This is a genomic window from Leptospira hartskeerlii, from assembly GCF_002811475.1.
GTDB classification, from domain to species: Bacteria; Spirochaetota; Leptospiria; order Leptospirales; family Leptospiraceae; genus Leptospira_B; species Leptospira_B hartskeerlii.
This window is the reverse complement of the sequence record NZ_NPDL01000011.1, coordinates 102601-118322: the sequence shown is the minus strand read 5'-3', so window position 1 is coordinate 118322 and position 15722 is coordinate 102601. Positions and strand designations below refer to the sequence as shown.

Sequence of the window (15722 nt, the reverse complement as noted above, 5' to 3'; positions counted from 1 at the left end):
CCAATCAACACCGAGTATTTCAATCCGTATGAGTAGCCAACAAGACAAGTCCACTTTTGCAGAAGTTTTCAAACAGTGGGAAGAAAAGAAAAACGACGAAGCCGAAATTCGCAAAGACCAAGTGGTCGAAGGTAAAGTCGTATCCGTAGACAACGATAACGTCTATGTGGCAATCGAAGGATTGAAACAAGAGGGAAGAATTCCTCGCTCCGAGTTCGACGAAAAACCGGAAATCGGATCTGTAGTTACGGCACTTGTAAAAAGAAAAGAGTCTACCGACTCTGGATGTGTCCTTTCTAAAAAAGAAGCCGACCAACGAAAAGGTTGGGAAGTTGTTAAAGACGCATTCAAAAATAATTACCAAGTCAGCGGACGTTTGGTAAACGAGATCAAGGGAAAAGGTTACATCGTTAACGTAGAAGGTTCTGAACTTTTCCTTCCAGCTTCTCAACTTAGCTATAAATTCTCCGATGGAGAAAATTATAAAGGTGTAGAACTCGATTTTAAAGTAATCGAGGTAAACGAACGCACCCGCTCCGGAGTTGTTTCCAGAAAAAAACTTCTAGACGAAGTGAATAACGAAAAATGGGACGCACTCGCTCTTAAAGTAAAGGTTGGAGACAAGGTTAAAGCAACCGTTTCCAAAATTGCAAGCTTCGGAGTTTTCTGTGATCTGGAAGGAGTTGTAGGACTTCTCAGACAAAGAGATATCTCTTATAAAAAATTCGCACCATTCAAACAATACTTCACCATCGGACAAGAGATCGAACTTCAAGTTCTCGAAATGGAAAAGGAAAATAACAAACTCGCTTTAGGACTCAAACAACTGTATGAAGATCCTTGGGTTTGGGCAAAACGTTCTTTGGAAAAAGACATGGTCATCCGTGGAACTGTTACTTCTCTCACCAACTTTGGTGCATTCGTAGAATTGAAAGAAGGTTTAGAAGGTTTAATTCATACTTCCGAATTGACCTGGGCTAAAAAACCTCCTCATCCAAAAGAACTTCTAAAAAAAGGACAAGAAGTAGAAGCTCTGATCCTCGATATCGACTTCGAAAGCAGAAGATTATCTTTAGGTTTAAAACAACTTCAACCGAATCCTTGGGACGCTTTAGGTCCTGAAGTTAGAGTTGGAAATGTTCTGACCGGAAAAGTAACCGGCATTACTAAATACGGTGCATTCGTAGAAGTAGAAAACGGCATCGAAGGTCTGATCCACATCAGCGATATCACTTGGGACGAAAAACAAAAGAACCCAACTTCTCTTCTGAAAAAAGGAGAGGATGTTAAATACATCATCCTAGACATTAATTTTGATGCACAAAGGATCTCTTGCGGATTAAAACAACTACAAGAACATCCTTACGAAGCATTAAGAAATCGTTATCCTATCGGTTCTGTTGTTCAAGGTAAGATCAAGAGCATCGTTGACTTCGGTATGTTCGTAGAAATCGAACCTGGTTTCGAAGGACTTGTTCACATCTCCGAGATCCCTGGCGGAAAAGACACTAACTTAGCTGAATCTTATAAGCCTGGCGATATCGTAAAATGTGCAGTCGTTAAGATCGATTCCAAAAACAAGAAGATCTCTTTGTCTATCAAGGATTTCGACAAAGCCTTAGAAAGAGAAGAGATGGCGAAGTATTTGAAAACTTCCGACACTCCTTCCAGAGAAAGTTTAGGCAGCTTTATCAATTCTTCCTTAAAATAAGGACGACTCTCGGAGTTTTGGATGAAACGATTCGAACCTAAAACTGGCGCATCTATTCAGGATATTGATCCGTATCCAGGTCTTACCGGAGCAGAAAGATTTTTTGCGATTTTATTCTCTAAGATTGGAGAGAATAAAAAGCAGGTTCTTTTCGGAGTAGGAGTTTTATTCGTAACCGTATTAACTGTAGTTAGCTGGAACGAATACAGAGCGGAACAATTTCGCAAGGGAACTCTCGCTATCGAAAAAGTGGAGAAGGAGCTGGCTCTTTCTCCTATGACCGAGATCACCGATAAGATCAAAAAATACGAAAGTATTGCTTCTACTTATAGCTCTCCTTCTTTAGATATCAGACTTGCCAAAACTTTGGGAGATCTATACGCTAAAAATGGAGAATACCAAAAAGCGGCAGAGAAGTTAGAATTTGCGGGTAAAAAAATAGACGAACTTCCGGAAGTGAAGGCTTACTATTTTTATATCGCAGGAAACTATAGAGAAAGTGCGAACCAGCTTGCGGAAGCAGAATCCGATTTCGGAGTTTCCGTTTCTCTTTTAAGTAGCCGTAAGAATGTAGCCGGATTCTACGCTTGGAGCCTATACCAAGCAGGCCGTTTGAAACTTCAAAACGGCAAGAAAGAAGAAGCAGTCGATCTACTTAAAAAGGTTTTAGACCAAGACATCGCTTCTCCTTCCGAAGAATTTAAATCAGTTAGAGAATTAGCTACTTATCTTCTACTAAAAAGCAGCCAGGGAAACTAAATGCTGACTTTGGCCCTTCCGAAAGGACGGCTTGCCGAAGAGAGCATAGAACTGATGCTCGAAAGGGGATGGCTTTCTGGCCGTCCCGATCCTGATTCCAAAGAACTTATATATAAAGACGCGAAAGGAAAGGTCCGTATTTTACTAGTCCGTTCCCAAGACGTGGCGACTTACGTGGAACAAAACTCTGCGGATGCCGGCATCGTGGGATGGGATGTATTATTGGAAGGTGGTTACGATCTTCTTCTGCCCTTAGACTTAGGGATCGGAAAATGCAGACTTTCAGTGGCAGCTCCGAAAGGTTGGAGTCTTAGCTCTGGGGAAAGAAAGGTCCGCGTAGCGACAAAATATCCTAATATCGCCAAGGACTTCTTCCTGAAAAAGGGGATCAACTGCGAGGTGATTAAACTTTACGGAAGTATTGAACTCGCTCCCTTAGTCGGGTTATCCGACTGTATCGTGGATTTGGTATCCACTGGCGGCACTCTCAGAGCCAATAATCTGGAAGAGATCGAAGTTATTATGGAATCCACAGCCAGATTGGTCTTCAACCGCTCTGCATTATACACAAAACGGGCAGAAGTTGGGGAATTCCTAGATTCCTTTGCTTTGACTGAAAAACGGTTGTGAATTCCGGCTTTAAAAAAAACATAGTCGTAAATCGACCTTATCTATAGAGAAAAACAATGGCAGTTCCTAAGAGACGAAAATCTAAATCAAAAGTGAGGATGAAACGGGCCCATCATGCGATCGGCAAACCGAATCTAGTTCCTTGCCCGAACTGTAATTCCTTCAGACCTCCACATAGAATCTGCCCTGTTTGCGGTTTTTACAAAGACCGTGTAGTGGTGGAACCGAAAGTCAGGAAGACTAGCGAAGAGAACTAATCAATATGTGGGTCGCCGTCGATGCAATGAGCGGCGACTACGGTCCTGACAGGATCGTAGAAGGTGCCGTTAACGCGGTAAATCAAGACGGCAGAAACGTCATACTCGTTGGTAAAGAAGAAGATATCAGCGAGACCCTCCTCAAATACGAATACGATACAAACAAGATCAGGATTGTTCACGCCAGTGAGATCATAGGTATGAACGATTCTCCTTCCATTGCAGTGCGTGCGATGGAAGATTCTTCCGTTGTGCAGGCGGCTCAACTAGTCGCAGATAAAACCTGCGTTGGAATGTTCTCTCCGGGAAATACAGGTGCTACTATGGCGGCTGCGTTATTATATCTAGGAAGAATTTCCGGAGTTCTTAGACCTCCTATTGCTGCTCCCATCCCAAGAGAGAAAGGAGCTCCTACACTTCTTTTAGATGCCGGTGCAAACGTGGATTGTAAGCCTGAGTATTTGGCTCAATTCGCGATCATGGGAGAGATCTATTCCAGGCTTATCTTCAATATCCATAAACCGAAGGTTGGGATCTTATCCAACGGAGAAGAAGATAAGAAGGGAAACTCAGTCACAGTAAAGGCATTCGAATATATTAAAAAGTTACCGATCGACTTTGTAGGAAACGTAGAAGGACGAGATCTTTACGGTGGAGGAAGGGATGTCGACGTTGTAGTCTGTGACGGCTTCGTAGGAAACATTGTCCTGAAAGCAACAGAAGGTCTCTCCAAATCCATTTTTGCCGTACTCAGAGAAAGTATCGCTCAGTCTAGCCTTGCGCAAACAGGAGCACTTCTTCTTAAACCTACATTCACTGCGATCAAGAAAAGATTGGATTACGCAGAGTATGGCGGAGCACTTCTTCTTGGCGTAGAAGGAACCTGTTTGATCGGACACGGTTCTTCTAACGCACATGCGGTCCGAAACGCGATCAGAGTAGTGGTAGAATGTGCCGAAAGGGACGTGAACCAAAGAATTAAAGAAGATATAGAGAAAGCAAAGTTCTAATATTCTCTCTTTCGCCTACTCCAAGGTGAACGCTACACCCAGAATCACTTGACCCCCCAGGCTCGAAAAATACGCTAACCGCATTATCTGGTAAGGAAAAAACCAATGATCGATTTGAAAGGCAAAAACGCCATTATTACCGGGGCTGCCCGTGGAATCGGTAAAGCAACCGCTCTTAAACTCGCGCAAGCAGGCGCAAACGTTGTCATTGCCGACTTAAATGAAGAGGCAAGTAAAGCTACTGCGGCCGAGATCGCAAAAGCTACTGGTGTAAAAGCAATCGGAGTTTCCGTAAACGTAGCAAATGCGGAATCCGCTCAAGCAGGTATCCAAGCTGTTGTGGATAATTTCGGCTCAATAGATATCCTAGTGAACAATGCTGGTATCACTAAAGACACTCTTATGCTCAGAATGAAACAGGAACAGTGGGACGCTGTAATTGCAGTAAACCTGACTGGAACTTTTAATTGTACACAAGCTGCTATTAAATTTATGGCAAAAAATCCGAACGGTGGATCGATTATCAACCTTTCCTCCATCGCGGGAGTGAACGGGAATATCGGACAAACTAACTACTCCGCTTCTAAAGCAGGTGTGATCGGTTTGACTAAAGCAACCGCTCTGGAGATGGCTGGTCGTAAGATCCGTTGTAATGCGATCGCTCCAGGATTCATAGCTACCGAAATGACGGACGCGATCCCTGAAAAGATCCGTACTGCGATGGTGGCCGCGATCCCTTTGAAAAGAGCAGGACAACCGGATGATATCGCGAATACAATCGCGTTCCTAGCTTCCGATCTTTCCTCATTCATTACAGGACAATTGATCGAAGTGAACGGTGGGGGATTCCTTCCAGGAGTCCAAGCTTAATTATTCGGATCTTAATCTGAATAGGTAAGGTAGAAAGCCCGGAATTTTCCGGGCTTTTGTTTTTTTGCAGAACCAATAAATCCTTTCTTAGAAAGATTCTCGTAATGTTCCATAAAATTATAAATCCGAACGGCGTTCGAACAAATGATCGAGAACAGTCTCAAGATCTAATATTAGAAATGTGACTTTTTGATTATTTGAATACGGGGCGGAGCCGGAATTTTTGATCCAACCGAGTCGATCCAATACGTAAGTTATAGAACATCTTCTTTGAAAAAATTATGAATATAATATTCTGTTTTTTTCCCGGTTTCAATCCGTTATCGCTTGCCAAAACATTTGAGAAAAAAATGTTTAAAAATCGGTGGATGAATTCATCCCCGATTCTAAACCTAACTAAAACTTACATACCACTTTGGTGGTACGGAGGAAACAAATGGCAGATTTCGAAAAGATTAAGTCTATTATCGTTGAGCAACTTGGAGTGGATGAGTCTGAAGTGACTCCTGAAGCACACTTCATTGATGACCTTGGTGCAGACTCTCTTGACACAGTTGAACTCGTTATGGCTCTTGAAGAAGAGTTTGGCGTTGAAATTTCCGATGAGGATGCTGAAAAGATCCAAACCGTCGGAGACGTAATTAAGTTCATCGACACTCTAAAGTCCTAATTGACTAGACCTCCGGGTTCTTACGGGAACTCGGAAGTCTTTCTTCCTTCCCTTTTATCAAAATCCTTTGATAAAAAAAAAGCACAATCAAAATCAAAACAAGACTGATCCTAAAAATAGAAAGGATCCTTCTCTACTTGCGTCCGCACTTGGTTTAAAATTTAATAAAGTTTCCTATTTAGAAATCGCTTTCATACATAGTTCTTTCAGAAATGAAAATCCTCAGTATAAAGAAGACAACGAAAGATTAGAGTTCTTAGGGGATTCAGTTTTAGGACTCGTGGTCGCAAAATATTTATACAGAACAAATCCTTCTGCAAATGAAGGAGAACTTTCCAGGAAAAAAGCCACCTTGGTTTCTACCGCAATGTTAAACGGACTCAGTGAAAAGTTGGGTCTAGCCTCTTATGTTTTATTAGGAAAAGGAGAAGGCCAGGGGAGCGCTCAAAAAAAATTAGGGGCCAACCTATTCGAATCCTTGGTCGGTGCTGTTTATTTAGACCAGGGAATGGAAGCGGCAGAGAAGTTTATACTCGAACATCTTATAGATTACGTTAAAAATTCCGATAAGGTAAAAGAGGCTACGGATTATAAGTCCATCCTCCAGGAAATTTGCCAAAAAAAATTCAAACTTCTACCTTCTTACAGATTACTGAAAGAGGTCGGGCCGGATCACGAAAAAACATTTTACGTTAGCGTATCTATCCGGGGTAAACATTCTGCGGAAGGTAAGGGAAAGAATAAAAAGTTCGCGGAACAAGACGCCGCGAAACAATTATTAAAGGCCTTAAAGATTGAAATCTAATATGGAATTCTTTTTTAAAAAGAAAGGTTTAAGGGTCAGAGTGGCCGCTTTGATCCGAAATCGTAAGGGAGAGATCCTTCTTTTGCAGCAAAAAAAGAAGGATGCCTATTATTGGTTATTGCCGGGCGGCGGAATTGAATTCGGAGAGAGCGCAGAAGACGCTCTGAGAAGAGAACTGAAAGAGGAACTTTCTCTCGATATCACCAGCGCAAATTTTTTATTTTTGAACGAGTCCATTGATCCGAAAGGAAATCGTCATCTTCTCCAATTAGTATTCTTGGCTACCGTCAAAAAACAGGACCCGGAAGTGAACCTGAAAGAAAAAGCAATCACAGGATTCGGCTATTTTCCTTTGGGTGCGGTTTTAGAAATGGATATAAGACCGGATATTAAGGCATTTCTTTCTTCCGGAAAATACAAACCGGCTCCTTTTATACGAAGCCAATGGGTATATGATAAATGAATCCTATCCGGGAAGTACAGATCAGAGCTTTTTCTAAAGAATACAAAGTACAGATCCATTCCGACTTTAGAGGTCTTGGAGAAACGATCAAAAGATTTTATCCTGTATCTTCCATATTTATACTTACGGAAAGAAAACTTTCGGGATTATTTTCCAAGTTTTACGAATCTGAACTTTCCGATCTAGGAATTCCATATCACGAAATTTATATCAAAGGTGGAGAAAAGAATAAACACATTCTTCGCACCGCAGAAGTTTATAATAAACTGATAGAACTGGGAGCGGACCGCAAAAGTTTGATCCTTGCATTAGGCGGCGGAGTAGTAGGTGACTTTGCTGGATTTATCGCTTCCACATTCCAAAGAGGAATACGTTTCGCACAAATTCCTACAACCTTACTTGCCTCCGTAGATTCTTCCGTAGGTGGAAAAGTAGCGGTAAACGCCGATCTTGGAAAAAACATGATCGGCTCCTTCTACCAGCCTGAGTTTGTATATCTACCTCTAATAGCATTGTCTACTTTACCTAAAAGAGAATGGAGATGCGGGATGGCCGAGATCGTAAAACACGGTCTTTTATCCGGAGGAGAATATCTGGAGAAGGTCCGCTCGAACGATAAATCCGTCTACGACCATACTTCTCCGGAACTTTTGGAATTGATCGTAGGCTCTATTTTATATAAGTCTAATATAGTTTCCCAGGACGAAAGAGAAACAGGCTTGAGAAAAGTCCTGAATCTGGGGCATACCACCGCTCACGCGATAGAGTCCCTCGCAAATTATAGAAGATATTCTCATGGAGAAGCGGTTTCCATAGGACTTTTGACTGCGATCATTCTTTCGACTGAAAAGCAAGGACTGGATGTTTCTTGGATTGAGAACTTGAAAAAAATCCTGAAATCATATGATCTTCCGTATCATGATAAAAGTAAGTCTACTCAGGTAGCTAAACACACTCTTCATGATAAGAAGAACGTGGGAAACTCAGTTCGGTTTGTTCTTCTTCAATCTCCCGGGAATCCGATTTGGGACATTCCAATCGAGTTAGAAGAGATAGCTTCCGCTTTTAGAAAGCAGAAGAAAATGGATTAGAATTCGCCTTGCCTTAGCTTAGAGTTTCTTTAGCCTGGTTCTCTTATCATGGAAGAAATACTTCGGCTCTTAAATCCGATTTCCCTTCTAAACTCGAAGGAAAGAACCATCACGGAAGAGTTCATTCTGGTCGTGTATTTTATCCTGACCTTAGTGATCGTTTATAAAACTTTCGTTTTGAGTTTTGATAGGATCAGTCCTCCTGCGGATAATTCTGTCAGGTATAATCGTAGAAGAGTGACTCGGATCCTATTTGTAGTTGTGGGAGCAGTATCCCTTCTACCCGTAATTTTTTCCGGTCTGTCTTATCTTCCTACAGTGATGGGTCTTGCGGGAGCAGGTATAGTAATCTCCTTAAAAGATATCACTTTAAATTATGTTGGCTGGTTGCTTATACACGGTAGCAACGGTTTCGAAGTAGGGGACCGAATCGAGATAGAAGGTGTAAAAGGTGATGTAGTCAATATTGGGATCAACAGATTTACTCTCATGGAGTTAAGCCAAGATCCTAAGTCGGAACAATCCACGAATCGTTTGGTGCATCTTCCGAATCATACGATCATTCTTCATAAAGTATATGTAGTTAAGGAAAAATTAGGATTTGTTTGGGATGAGTTCAAGATCAAGATTCCCCATGGTTCTGACTGGGAAGCTGCAGAAAAAATTTTGAACGGTATCCTGAAGAATGGATCCGTGATCGACCAACATAAGATCGATTATTCAGTTAGAGAACTTTCTAAAAATTATCTGGTCCGTTTAGGTAAGACCACACCTATCGTATACATAGGTGTGGAAGAAGGAGGAGTATTATTCTCCCTTCGTTATCTGACCCATATCAAAGAAAAAAGAAACCAGAAGGCAAGGATATCCAGGGAAGTCCTGAAAGAATTTGCAGAGGCTGGAATTCGTATTCTTTAATTTATCTTGATCGATCTGGAATCGGATCTGTAAAACAGTATAGGACAGATCACGAGCCAAATTAGGATCAAGATCCAATATTCCCCTGCGAAAATATTATGGACCTTTAGAAAAGCCTTATATGGATTTTCAGAAACTCGAAAAAACATTAAGAATTCGAAAAGATCCGTCATAAAACACCAGATAAGTCCGACGACGAAAGCTTGAACTCTGTCTTTAAAGGGCCATTTTCTGGAAATATACAATATCGGTATGGAGATAAGAAAGAGCCCTGTAAAAACGGAGATCTGGTGAGAGAGATGTTCTTCGAAAAAATCTTTATAGGCTAATTCTCGGATTGCAGCGTTTAATAGTGCAGCTAAAAGAAGAAGGAACCAGCTTAGAATATATTTGATCATGATCGTCCCTCTATCGTATTTTATAAATTTGTAAAAAGTCCACGGATTTCGCTTCTCCGCCCGGTGCGCCGGAAAGAATGACTACTATATCTCCCGGCGTTAACATTCCATCTTCCGGAAGTTTTGTTTCCATATAGCGGATCATATCAAAAAAGGTTTCCATAAATGGCATAACGTAAGGTTGGACACCACGATATAATTTCATCTTTCTTGCGGTGGCCAAGTAAGGAGTAAAAGAGAGGATAGGGACCTTAGGTCTCATTTCCGAAGTGATCAAAGCAGAATATCCACTTCTTGTAAAATTCACGATTGCTTTTGCATTGATACTATGTGCGATCTCTCTTGCGGCGGAACCGAGTGCTGCTCTTTCTATTTCTAATTCGGATTTTTTTAAGTTCCAATGAATTTCATAAATACGATCTAAGTTTTCAGTTTCTCTTAGGATCTTTGCCATCATCTCTGCGGATTCCACAGGATATTTTCCGCTCGCTGATTCGCCGGACAACATGACTGCGTCTGTTCCGTCCATGACTGCATTTGCAACATCGCTCGCTTCCGCTCTGGTTGGTCTCGGATTGTCCACCATGGATTCCAACATTTGAGTGGCTGTGATTACAGGTTTACCTGCTCTGTTTGCTTTATAGATGAGTTCTTTTTGTAAGACCGGAACTCTTTCTGTTTCCACTTCTACTCCCAGGTCTCCTCTTGCGATCATGATCCCGTCTGCGGCTTCTAAAATTTCGTCTATATTACGGATTGCTTCCGGCCTCTCTATTTTGGCTATGAGTCCGGTTTGGGTCCCTCTCATCATTTCGCGGGCAAGTTCTAAGTCCGAGGCGCGTCTTACAAAACTTAATGCGACGTAATCTACTCCTAAATTTAGTGCAAACTTCAGATCTAGTAGATCTTTTTCGGAAAGTGCGGGCGCGGAGATAGGAGTTCCCGGTAAATTAATTCCTTTGTTGCTTTTTAGAATTCCTCCTATTATAACTTTTAAAACGGCTTCTTTGCTTGATTTGGATTCGACTTCTAGTACGAGTTTACCGTCATCTACTAAAAGTTTGTCTCCCGAACGAAGATCTTCTATCATGGCAGGGTAGGTAGTGCCGACCGCCTCGGAGTCCCCTAAATATTCCGCGTCGGGTAAAAGTCTGATCTTGTTTCCCTTTTCTAATTCGACTTGGGGAACCCGGAGTTTTCCGGTTCTGATTTTTGGTCCCTGCAGATCCGCCATGATGCCGAGAGGAACGCCGGACTCGGATTCGCATTTTCGTAAAGTTTCAAAAACTTTTTTGTGAACTTCGTGAGTGCCGTGAGAGAAATTCATTCTCGCGATGTCCATTCCGGCTCGGAGAAGTGCGGTGATAATATTTTCATCTGAGGAAGAAGGACCGATGGTGCAGACCATTTTGGTTTTTTTTTCCGGGCTAAACATGAATGGGAACCTCCGAAAATTTGGACGTATTTAAGAATGCTATTTCGTTCTTTACGGGGCGAAACGGAAGGGTAAGCTTGGGAAAAAAAAGGCACACCCAATTGCGCCAACTGTTAGAACGGCTCGCTTTAGTTTATCATCCGGAATACAATATGGACCTGGGTCCCCACGTATTCCCCGCACGTAAATACGCAATGATATACAATCAAGTCAAGGAAGATCCGAAACTTTCTTCTTTGCCTGCCCTTCAGCCTGCACCTGTCGGAGCCGAAGAATTAAGCCTAGTCCATACTCCCGAGTTTATTTCCGATTTTATGAATTTGAGATATACGGACAGGACCATGTATTCGGAACTTCCCCTCAACCAAACCATGGTCAGAAGTTTTTGTTTAGGAGTGGGTGGGACCATTCTCGCGACGGAGATGACCGAAAATTATAAATACGTGTATCATATCGGTGGAGGTTTCCATCATAGTATGCCGGATCGCGCAGAAGGATTTTGCTATCTGAACGATGCTGCAATCGCCGCAAAACTTTATCTGCAAAAACATCCGGAAAGAAAGGTTTTATTTATAGATTTGGATCTTCATCAAGGAAACGGGAACGCTAGAATTTTCCATGGAGATCGTTCGGTTTGGACTTTTTCCATGCACCAAGAAGATTTATATCCTAAAAAAGAGGAGTCCAATCTGGATATACCTTTGGATAAAGGGACAGGTGATAAAGCTTATCTTACTCGTTTGCAAGAAGGTTTGGAGAAGATCCAAAGAGAATTCAAACCGGATCTGATCTATTATTTTGCGGGTGCGGATCCTTTCGAGGACGATTCTTTGGGGGATCTGAAGCTTACTTTCGACGGTTTGAAGGCAAGAGATAAAATGGTAAAAACTTTTGCGGATTCTTTGGAAATCCCTGTGGTGGTTATGCCAGCAGGCGGTTACGCAAGAAATTTCCATGACACTGTCCGTATCCATTTTAATACGATCAGGGTTTTCGCTTCTTTAATTTAATTACATGAGCATATTTTCCGGTTCAGATAAATCCGCATCAGGCCAGAGTTATATCGATCCAGAGGCATTAGGTCTTATCGATGTAAACAGAGAATTCAAAACACATTTAGGGATAGAAGATACTCTATTCAATCGATTTTCCACTAAGGATGTGCAGGAACTTTTGGAACAATCCGGAATGTTCGAAATGTTACAGTTCAGAGGATTCCAAAAAACTAAATTAGAGATCCATGGAATTTCGGAAGTAGATAATCGGATCTATATCAAAACCGAAGAGAACGAAACCTTGGTCCATATGAGACTAAAATTTTCCGACTTTCTTTTTAAAAAGATTAACGAATCTTTTCCGATGATCTATATAGATTGGCTCTTAAGCCAAAACGTAAAACTTGGGAAATTAGGAGAAAAGAAAAAGTTATTCGAAGGCCAAGAATATCCCGGTCTGAATATCATGAACGAGATCACTTCTTTTATCCGTTTACTTTCCGGAAAGATTGGGGCCGCGGGCGCTTTCAATATTCCCGAATATTTTCACGACGCAGTGCTATTTCATAAAAATTTCAGATATTTATCTCCTGAAAAAGAAGGAGAATTTAGGGCACTACTCAGATGTTTTAAAAAAGAAAATCTGAGATCTCTCTCCGGAGCCATCCATTCCGGAAAAATTTTAGATCGTCAGACCTCTGCAGTATACTCTTGGAGTTACGGAGAAATGGTGTCCGCGACCAATCCGTTTCTCGAAAAATCCTTGTTCGACGAACAGTATGATTCTATGGTTGCCAGAATTTCCGAGACCCGGGAATTTTCTAGGATCGATTAGATGACATCAATTACGATTAAACCTGAAATTCTGATCATAGACGACGATCGGGACGTAGGAGAGGCGCTGGAAATTCTTCTCTCCAAATTAGGTTACAATTCTACTTTTTTTGATTCAGTGGAGAAGGGTAAGGAGTATTTCGAAAAAGAAACCAATCCTATCGTCTTCCTGGACATCCACATGCCTAAAACCAGCGGGTTGGACGTCCTACCTTATTTCAAAAATTTGAATCCCGCCACCCAAGTCATCATGATGACCGGCGAAAGGGATATCAATAATGTGGTGACTTCTCTCACTCATAAAGCATCTGATTTTCTTTTAAAACCGTTCTCCCTCCAAACGGTCCGCATAGCGGTCCAAAGAGCATTAGACTATTATACTTTACTAAAGGAGAAGGAAGCGAGGGACGAAAATATCATGCGAGATCTGAGGCTTGCCTCTAAGATCCAGAAAAAGATCCTTTCCGTTCCGGTAATTTCCCCCCTGGAAGTAGTAGTGGACAATACCCCGGCTTCTTACGTGAGCGGGGACTTTTATGTACTTTCTAAAATTGAGAACAAGGTAATGGTCCTTCTCGGAGATATTGAGGATCATGGAGTGACTTCCGGACTCATCGGACTTCTCATGACGAGCATAGCAAGAGAAGCTTACAAAGAAAACCAGGACCCTTCTCATGTTCTGAAAAGAATGAACCTGGAACTTGCCCAAGAAATAGGGACTCATAGTCTTACTGCTGCAGTTGCGGTGATCGATCTGGGAAAAAAGACAATCTGTTATGCAAGGGGAGGTCATCCTTTTCCTGTCTTATACCAGGCTGCCGGGCAAAAACTCCTAAACGAAAAATCGGGTCAGCTACTTGGGATTATGGACGCTTTAGAATTCGAGTCTCATGAGATCCCTTATGAGTCTGGAGATGTTTTATTCTTATACAGTGACGGACTATTGAACAGTCTTTCCAGTCCTCTATTTAAAGAGCTGGAAGATGTCCGAAAAAAAGGTTTAAGTATAGAAGATTACCAAGAAGCAATCAACACTTTCAGTAAGGTAAGTTTGCCTACTAGAGAATTCAGGGACGATTCCAGTTATTTACTTCTAAGGCTCTGATCTTCTTTCTGAACGAAGAGGTTTTGCACCTGGAAAGGAACCTTTTCGAATATTAAAAAATACTAATTCAGGCAAGGAGAAGAACGCGGATTGTAATCCGTTTTGCGCTCTTCTTCCTTTGTCAAACGGACTAGTGAATATTCCTATAGCAAAATTTCCGATCCCCCAGCCCAAATTTACGATCCCATAGATCGGTCTGAGCAGAATTACATCATCCGTAAAAAATACGAACATATGATCATCCGGATTCGTTTGGTAGATGCTAGAACTGAAAACATTGGATTCTTTTAGATATGTTTTCCATTTTGGATTCGATTCGTAGATTTTTTCTAAGGCGGCCTTTCTATGAGAAAGTTCTAAGGTTTCTTCTTTTATTTTCCATTTTTCCGTAATCGAATCGTAAGCAATAAATGGAATAAAAGTGAGAGAAGAATGCGGATCTATTCTTTTTCCTAAAACGTTTTGGTATTCCTGCTCATTTAGGATAAATTCCAATGAATCAAAAATCTCTGAGGTGCAGTTCTTTGTAATGAGTTTGAAGGTATAAAAACGTTTTAAGTTCTCATAATATTTTACTTCTTCCTGTTCGGAACGAAGCAAGTTTTCCGAGATAATCTCAGGCTCCGGAGTCGGAAATGAGAATACAAAATTGCCCGAAAGATCGGGCGAAAGTCTATCAAAAGTATTTCGGATGGAGATCCCTCTGCTTAATCCTGTTCTCAATTCCCAGTCTCGATTTTCTAGATCTTCCCAGGTGAGATAATTTTCTTCCGTGAGATTTTCCGAGTTTAGTCTTTCTTCTCTAAACGTTTTAGAAGCTTCCAATAGTAGATCTGAACTTGCCTCGACTACTTTTTTGTCTTTGGACCAGGTGGTGGGGGTAATCTGTGAGACAGATTCCGGGAAAGTAACTAAGAAGTATAGTCTCTGCTCTTGTATACTCTTCTCCAAAACGAAAAATCTTGCAAGATTGACGAGTACGCTATGACCCCAGGTTGAATTTTCTTCTTGGAGCAGTTCAATAATAGAAAGTTTGAGAGATTCTTTGAGAGAGATCAGTTTTGCTTTTTCTTCTTCATTTAATGATTTTCCGGAGGAAAGAAAGATTGTTTCAGGATCCAAGGAATATCCCAAATCTAGGATTTCCAAGACGGAAAGTTTTTCCAATCTGGGCAGAAACCAAGAAGAAATTCCCTCCTTATAAAAAGGATAGGTTCCGTTTTGGACGGTAGGTGACTCGGAGAATAATGTAAATTTTCCTTCGAGTAACGCGGAGTTTAATTCTTTTTTGATCTGCGTTCTAAGTTTTCCAAGCCAGCCTTTGCCTAAGATAGATCCCAGCTCTTCCTTTAAAGAGGAAGGTTTGGCTCCTTCTTCTTTTCTAAAATAACCGAATGTTCTTATTTTAATATTCTTTTCAGGTGTTTGGAGTTCTTTTAGAAATTGCACATCTGATCTAATAGATCCTAAATTTTTAATATGTTTGAATTGTATTAATGCTAGTTTTTCGAAACCGGTCCTGATCTTGTCTAAATCTTCTTCGGAAATTTTAATGCGGGCAATCTTACTCGTTCGATTAGAATAAGTATTATATGAATAGGAAAATCTTTCGTAGGATTCGCGGACTACTCTGAATATTTCGTCAGGATAATATTGGAAATGGATGACTGTATCATCGAATCTAAGTGCGGAATGTCCGCCGCTGGATTGTCCGGTATTTGCATCCACATAGATGAAATCTAAAAAGCTATCTTTGGAATGAAGAGTGGAA

At 41.3% G+C, this 15722-nt stretch carries 17 protein-coding genes; 14 read left to right on the top strand and 3 right to left on the bottom strand.

The genetic code is table 11. The annotated features are described in order from the left end of the window. Positions 1-28: 28 nt before the first annotated feature. The 11 genes from CH352_RS17675 to CH352_RS17625 all read left to right on the top strand — a co-directional run bounded on the left by CH352_RS17675 (position 29) and on the right by CH352_RS17625 (position 9184). On the top strand, positions 29-1711 hold the full coding sequence (locus tag CH352_RS17675) for a 30S ribosomal protein S1 (RefSeq protein ID WP_100706840.1): 1683 nt from the start codon (positions 29-31) through the stop codon (positions 1709-1711). A 21-nt stretch (positions 1712-1732) separates the two neighbouring features. Next, a complete protein-coding gene (locus CH352_RS17670) occupies positions 1733-2470 on the top strand; it encodes a tetratricopeptide repeat protein (protein ID WP_100706842.1) in 738 nt (245 codons plus the stop codon). Further along, positions 2471-3100 (top strand): ATP phosphoribosyltransferase, encoded by a 630-nt coding sequence (hisG, locus tag CH352_RS17665; RefSeq protein WP_100706844.1) that lies wholly within the window; start codon positions 2471-2473, stop codon positions 3098-3100. Between the two features lie 56 nt (positions 3101-3156). Then, positions 3157-3357: a 50S ribosomal protein L32 gene (gene rpmF, locus CH352_RS17660; RefSeq protein ID WP_008593555.1), complete on the top strand. Its 201-nt coding sequence runs from the start codon at positions 3157-3159 to the stop codon at positions 3355-3357. 5 nt (positions 3358-3362) lie between these two features. Next, entirely contained in the window at positions 3363-4367 is a 1005-nt protein-coding gene (gene plsX, locus CH352_RS17655) for a phosphate acyltransferase PlsX (RefSeq protein ID WP_100706845.1), read from the top strand. 105 nt (positions 4368-4472) lie between these two features. Continuing rightward, entirely contained in the window at positions 4473-5237 is a 765-nt protein-coding gene (fabG, locus tag CH352_RS17650; RefSeq protein WP_100706847.1) for a 3-oxoacyl-[acyl-carrier-protein] reductase, read from the top strand. 436 nt (positions 5238-5673) lie between these two features. Further along, complete coding sequence (acpP, locus tag CH352_RS17645; RefSeq protein ID WP_008594933.1) at positions 5674-5907, top strand: acyl carrier protein; 234 nt, start codon at positions 5674-5676, stop codon at positions 5905-5907. Between the two features lie 67 nt (positions 5908-5974). Further along, positions 5975-6712 carry a ribonuclease III gene (rnc, locus tag CH352_RS17640; protein WP_207766680.1) on the top strand — a complete coding sequence of 246 codons (738 nt, stop codon included), beginning with the start codon at positions 5975-5977 and terminating at the stop codon, positions 6710-6712. 1 nt (position 6713) lies between these two features. After that, positions 6714-7175: an NUDIX domain-containing protein gene (locus tag CH352_RS17635; protein ID WP_100706849.1), complete on the top strand. Its 462-nt coding sequence runs from the start codon at positions 6714-6716 to the stop codon at positions 7173-7175. Next, on the top strand, positions 7172-8266 hold the full coding sequence (gene aroB / locus CH352_RS17630; RefSeq protein ID WP_100706851.1) for a 3-dehydroquinate synthase: 1095 nt from the start codon (positions 7172-7174) through the stop codon (positions 8264-8266). The genes CH352_RS17635 and aroB overlap by 4 nt, the downstream gene beginning before the upstream one ends. Positions 8267-8314: 48 nt before the next feature. Continuing rightward, a complete protein-coding gene (locus CH352_RS17625) occupies positions 8315-9184 on the top strand; it encodes a mechanosensitive ion channel family protein (RefSeq protein ID WP_100706852.1) in 870 nt (289 codons plus the stop codon). Here the strand turns inward: CH352_RS17625 and CH352_RS17620 are convergent. Together CH352_RS17620 and pyk are read right to left on the bottom strand one after the other, a co-directional pair. Then, positions 9181-9582, bottom strand: a complete 402-nt coding sequence (locus CH352_RS17620; RefSeq protein ID WP_100706854.1) for a hypothetical protein — start codon at positions 9580-9582, stop codon at positions 9181-9183. The two genes, CH352_RS17625 and CH352_RS17620, sit on opposite strands and share 4 nt — an antisense overlap. A 10-nt stretch (positions 9583-9592) precedes the next feature. After that, the gene (pyk, locus tag CH352_RS17615; RefSeq protein WP_100706856.1) at positions 9593-11017 is read right to left on the bottom strand and encodes a pyruvate kinase; all 1425 of its coding nucleotides are present in this window, start codon (positions 11015-11017) and stop codon (positions 9593-9595) included. A 152-nt stretch (positions 11018-11169) separates the two neighbouring features. Here pyk and CH352_RS17610 point away from each other — a divergent pair, with 152 nt between their 5' ends. Genes CH352_RS17610 through CH352_RS17600 form a run of 3 tightly spaced genes read left to right on the top strand, consistent with a single transcriptional unit; the run spans position 11170 to position 13951 of the window. Further along, the gene (locus CH352_RS17610; protein ID WP_423789698.1) at positions 11170-12027 is read left to right on the top strand and encodes a histone deacetylase family protein; all 858 of its coding nucleotides are present in this window, start codon (positions 11170-11172) and stop codon (positions 12025-12027) included. Between the two features lie 4 nt (positions 12028-12031). Further along, the gene (locus tag CH352_RS17605; RefSeq protein WP_100706859.1) at positions 12032-12847 is read left to right on the top strand and encodes a hypothetical protein; all 816 of its coding nucleotides are present in this window, start codon (positions 12032-12034) and stop codon (positions 12845-12847) included. Then, on the top strand, positions 12848-13951 hold the full coding sequence (locus CH352_RS17600; RefSeq protein ID WP_100706860.1) for a SpoIIE family protein phosphatase: 1104 nt from the start codon (positions 12848-12850) through the stop codon (positions 13949-13951). It begins immediately after the preceding gene. Here the strand turns inward: CH352_RS17600 and CH352_RS17595 are convergent. Continuing rightward, positions 13940-15679: a hypothetical protein gene (locus tag CH352_RS17595; RefSeq protein ID WP_243396325.1), complete on the bottom strand. Its 1740-nt coding sequence runs from the start codon at positions 15677-15679 to the stop codon at positions 13940-13942. The two genes, CH352_RS17600 and CH352_RS17595, sit on opposite strands and share 12 nt — an antisense overlap. Positions 15680-15722: the final 43 nt, after the last annotated feature.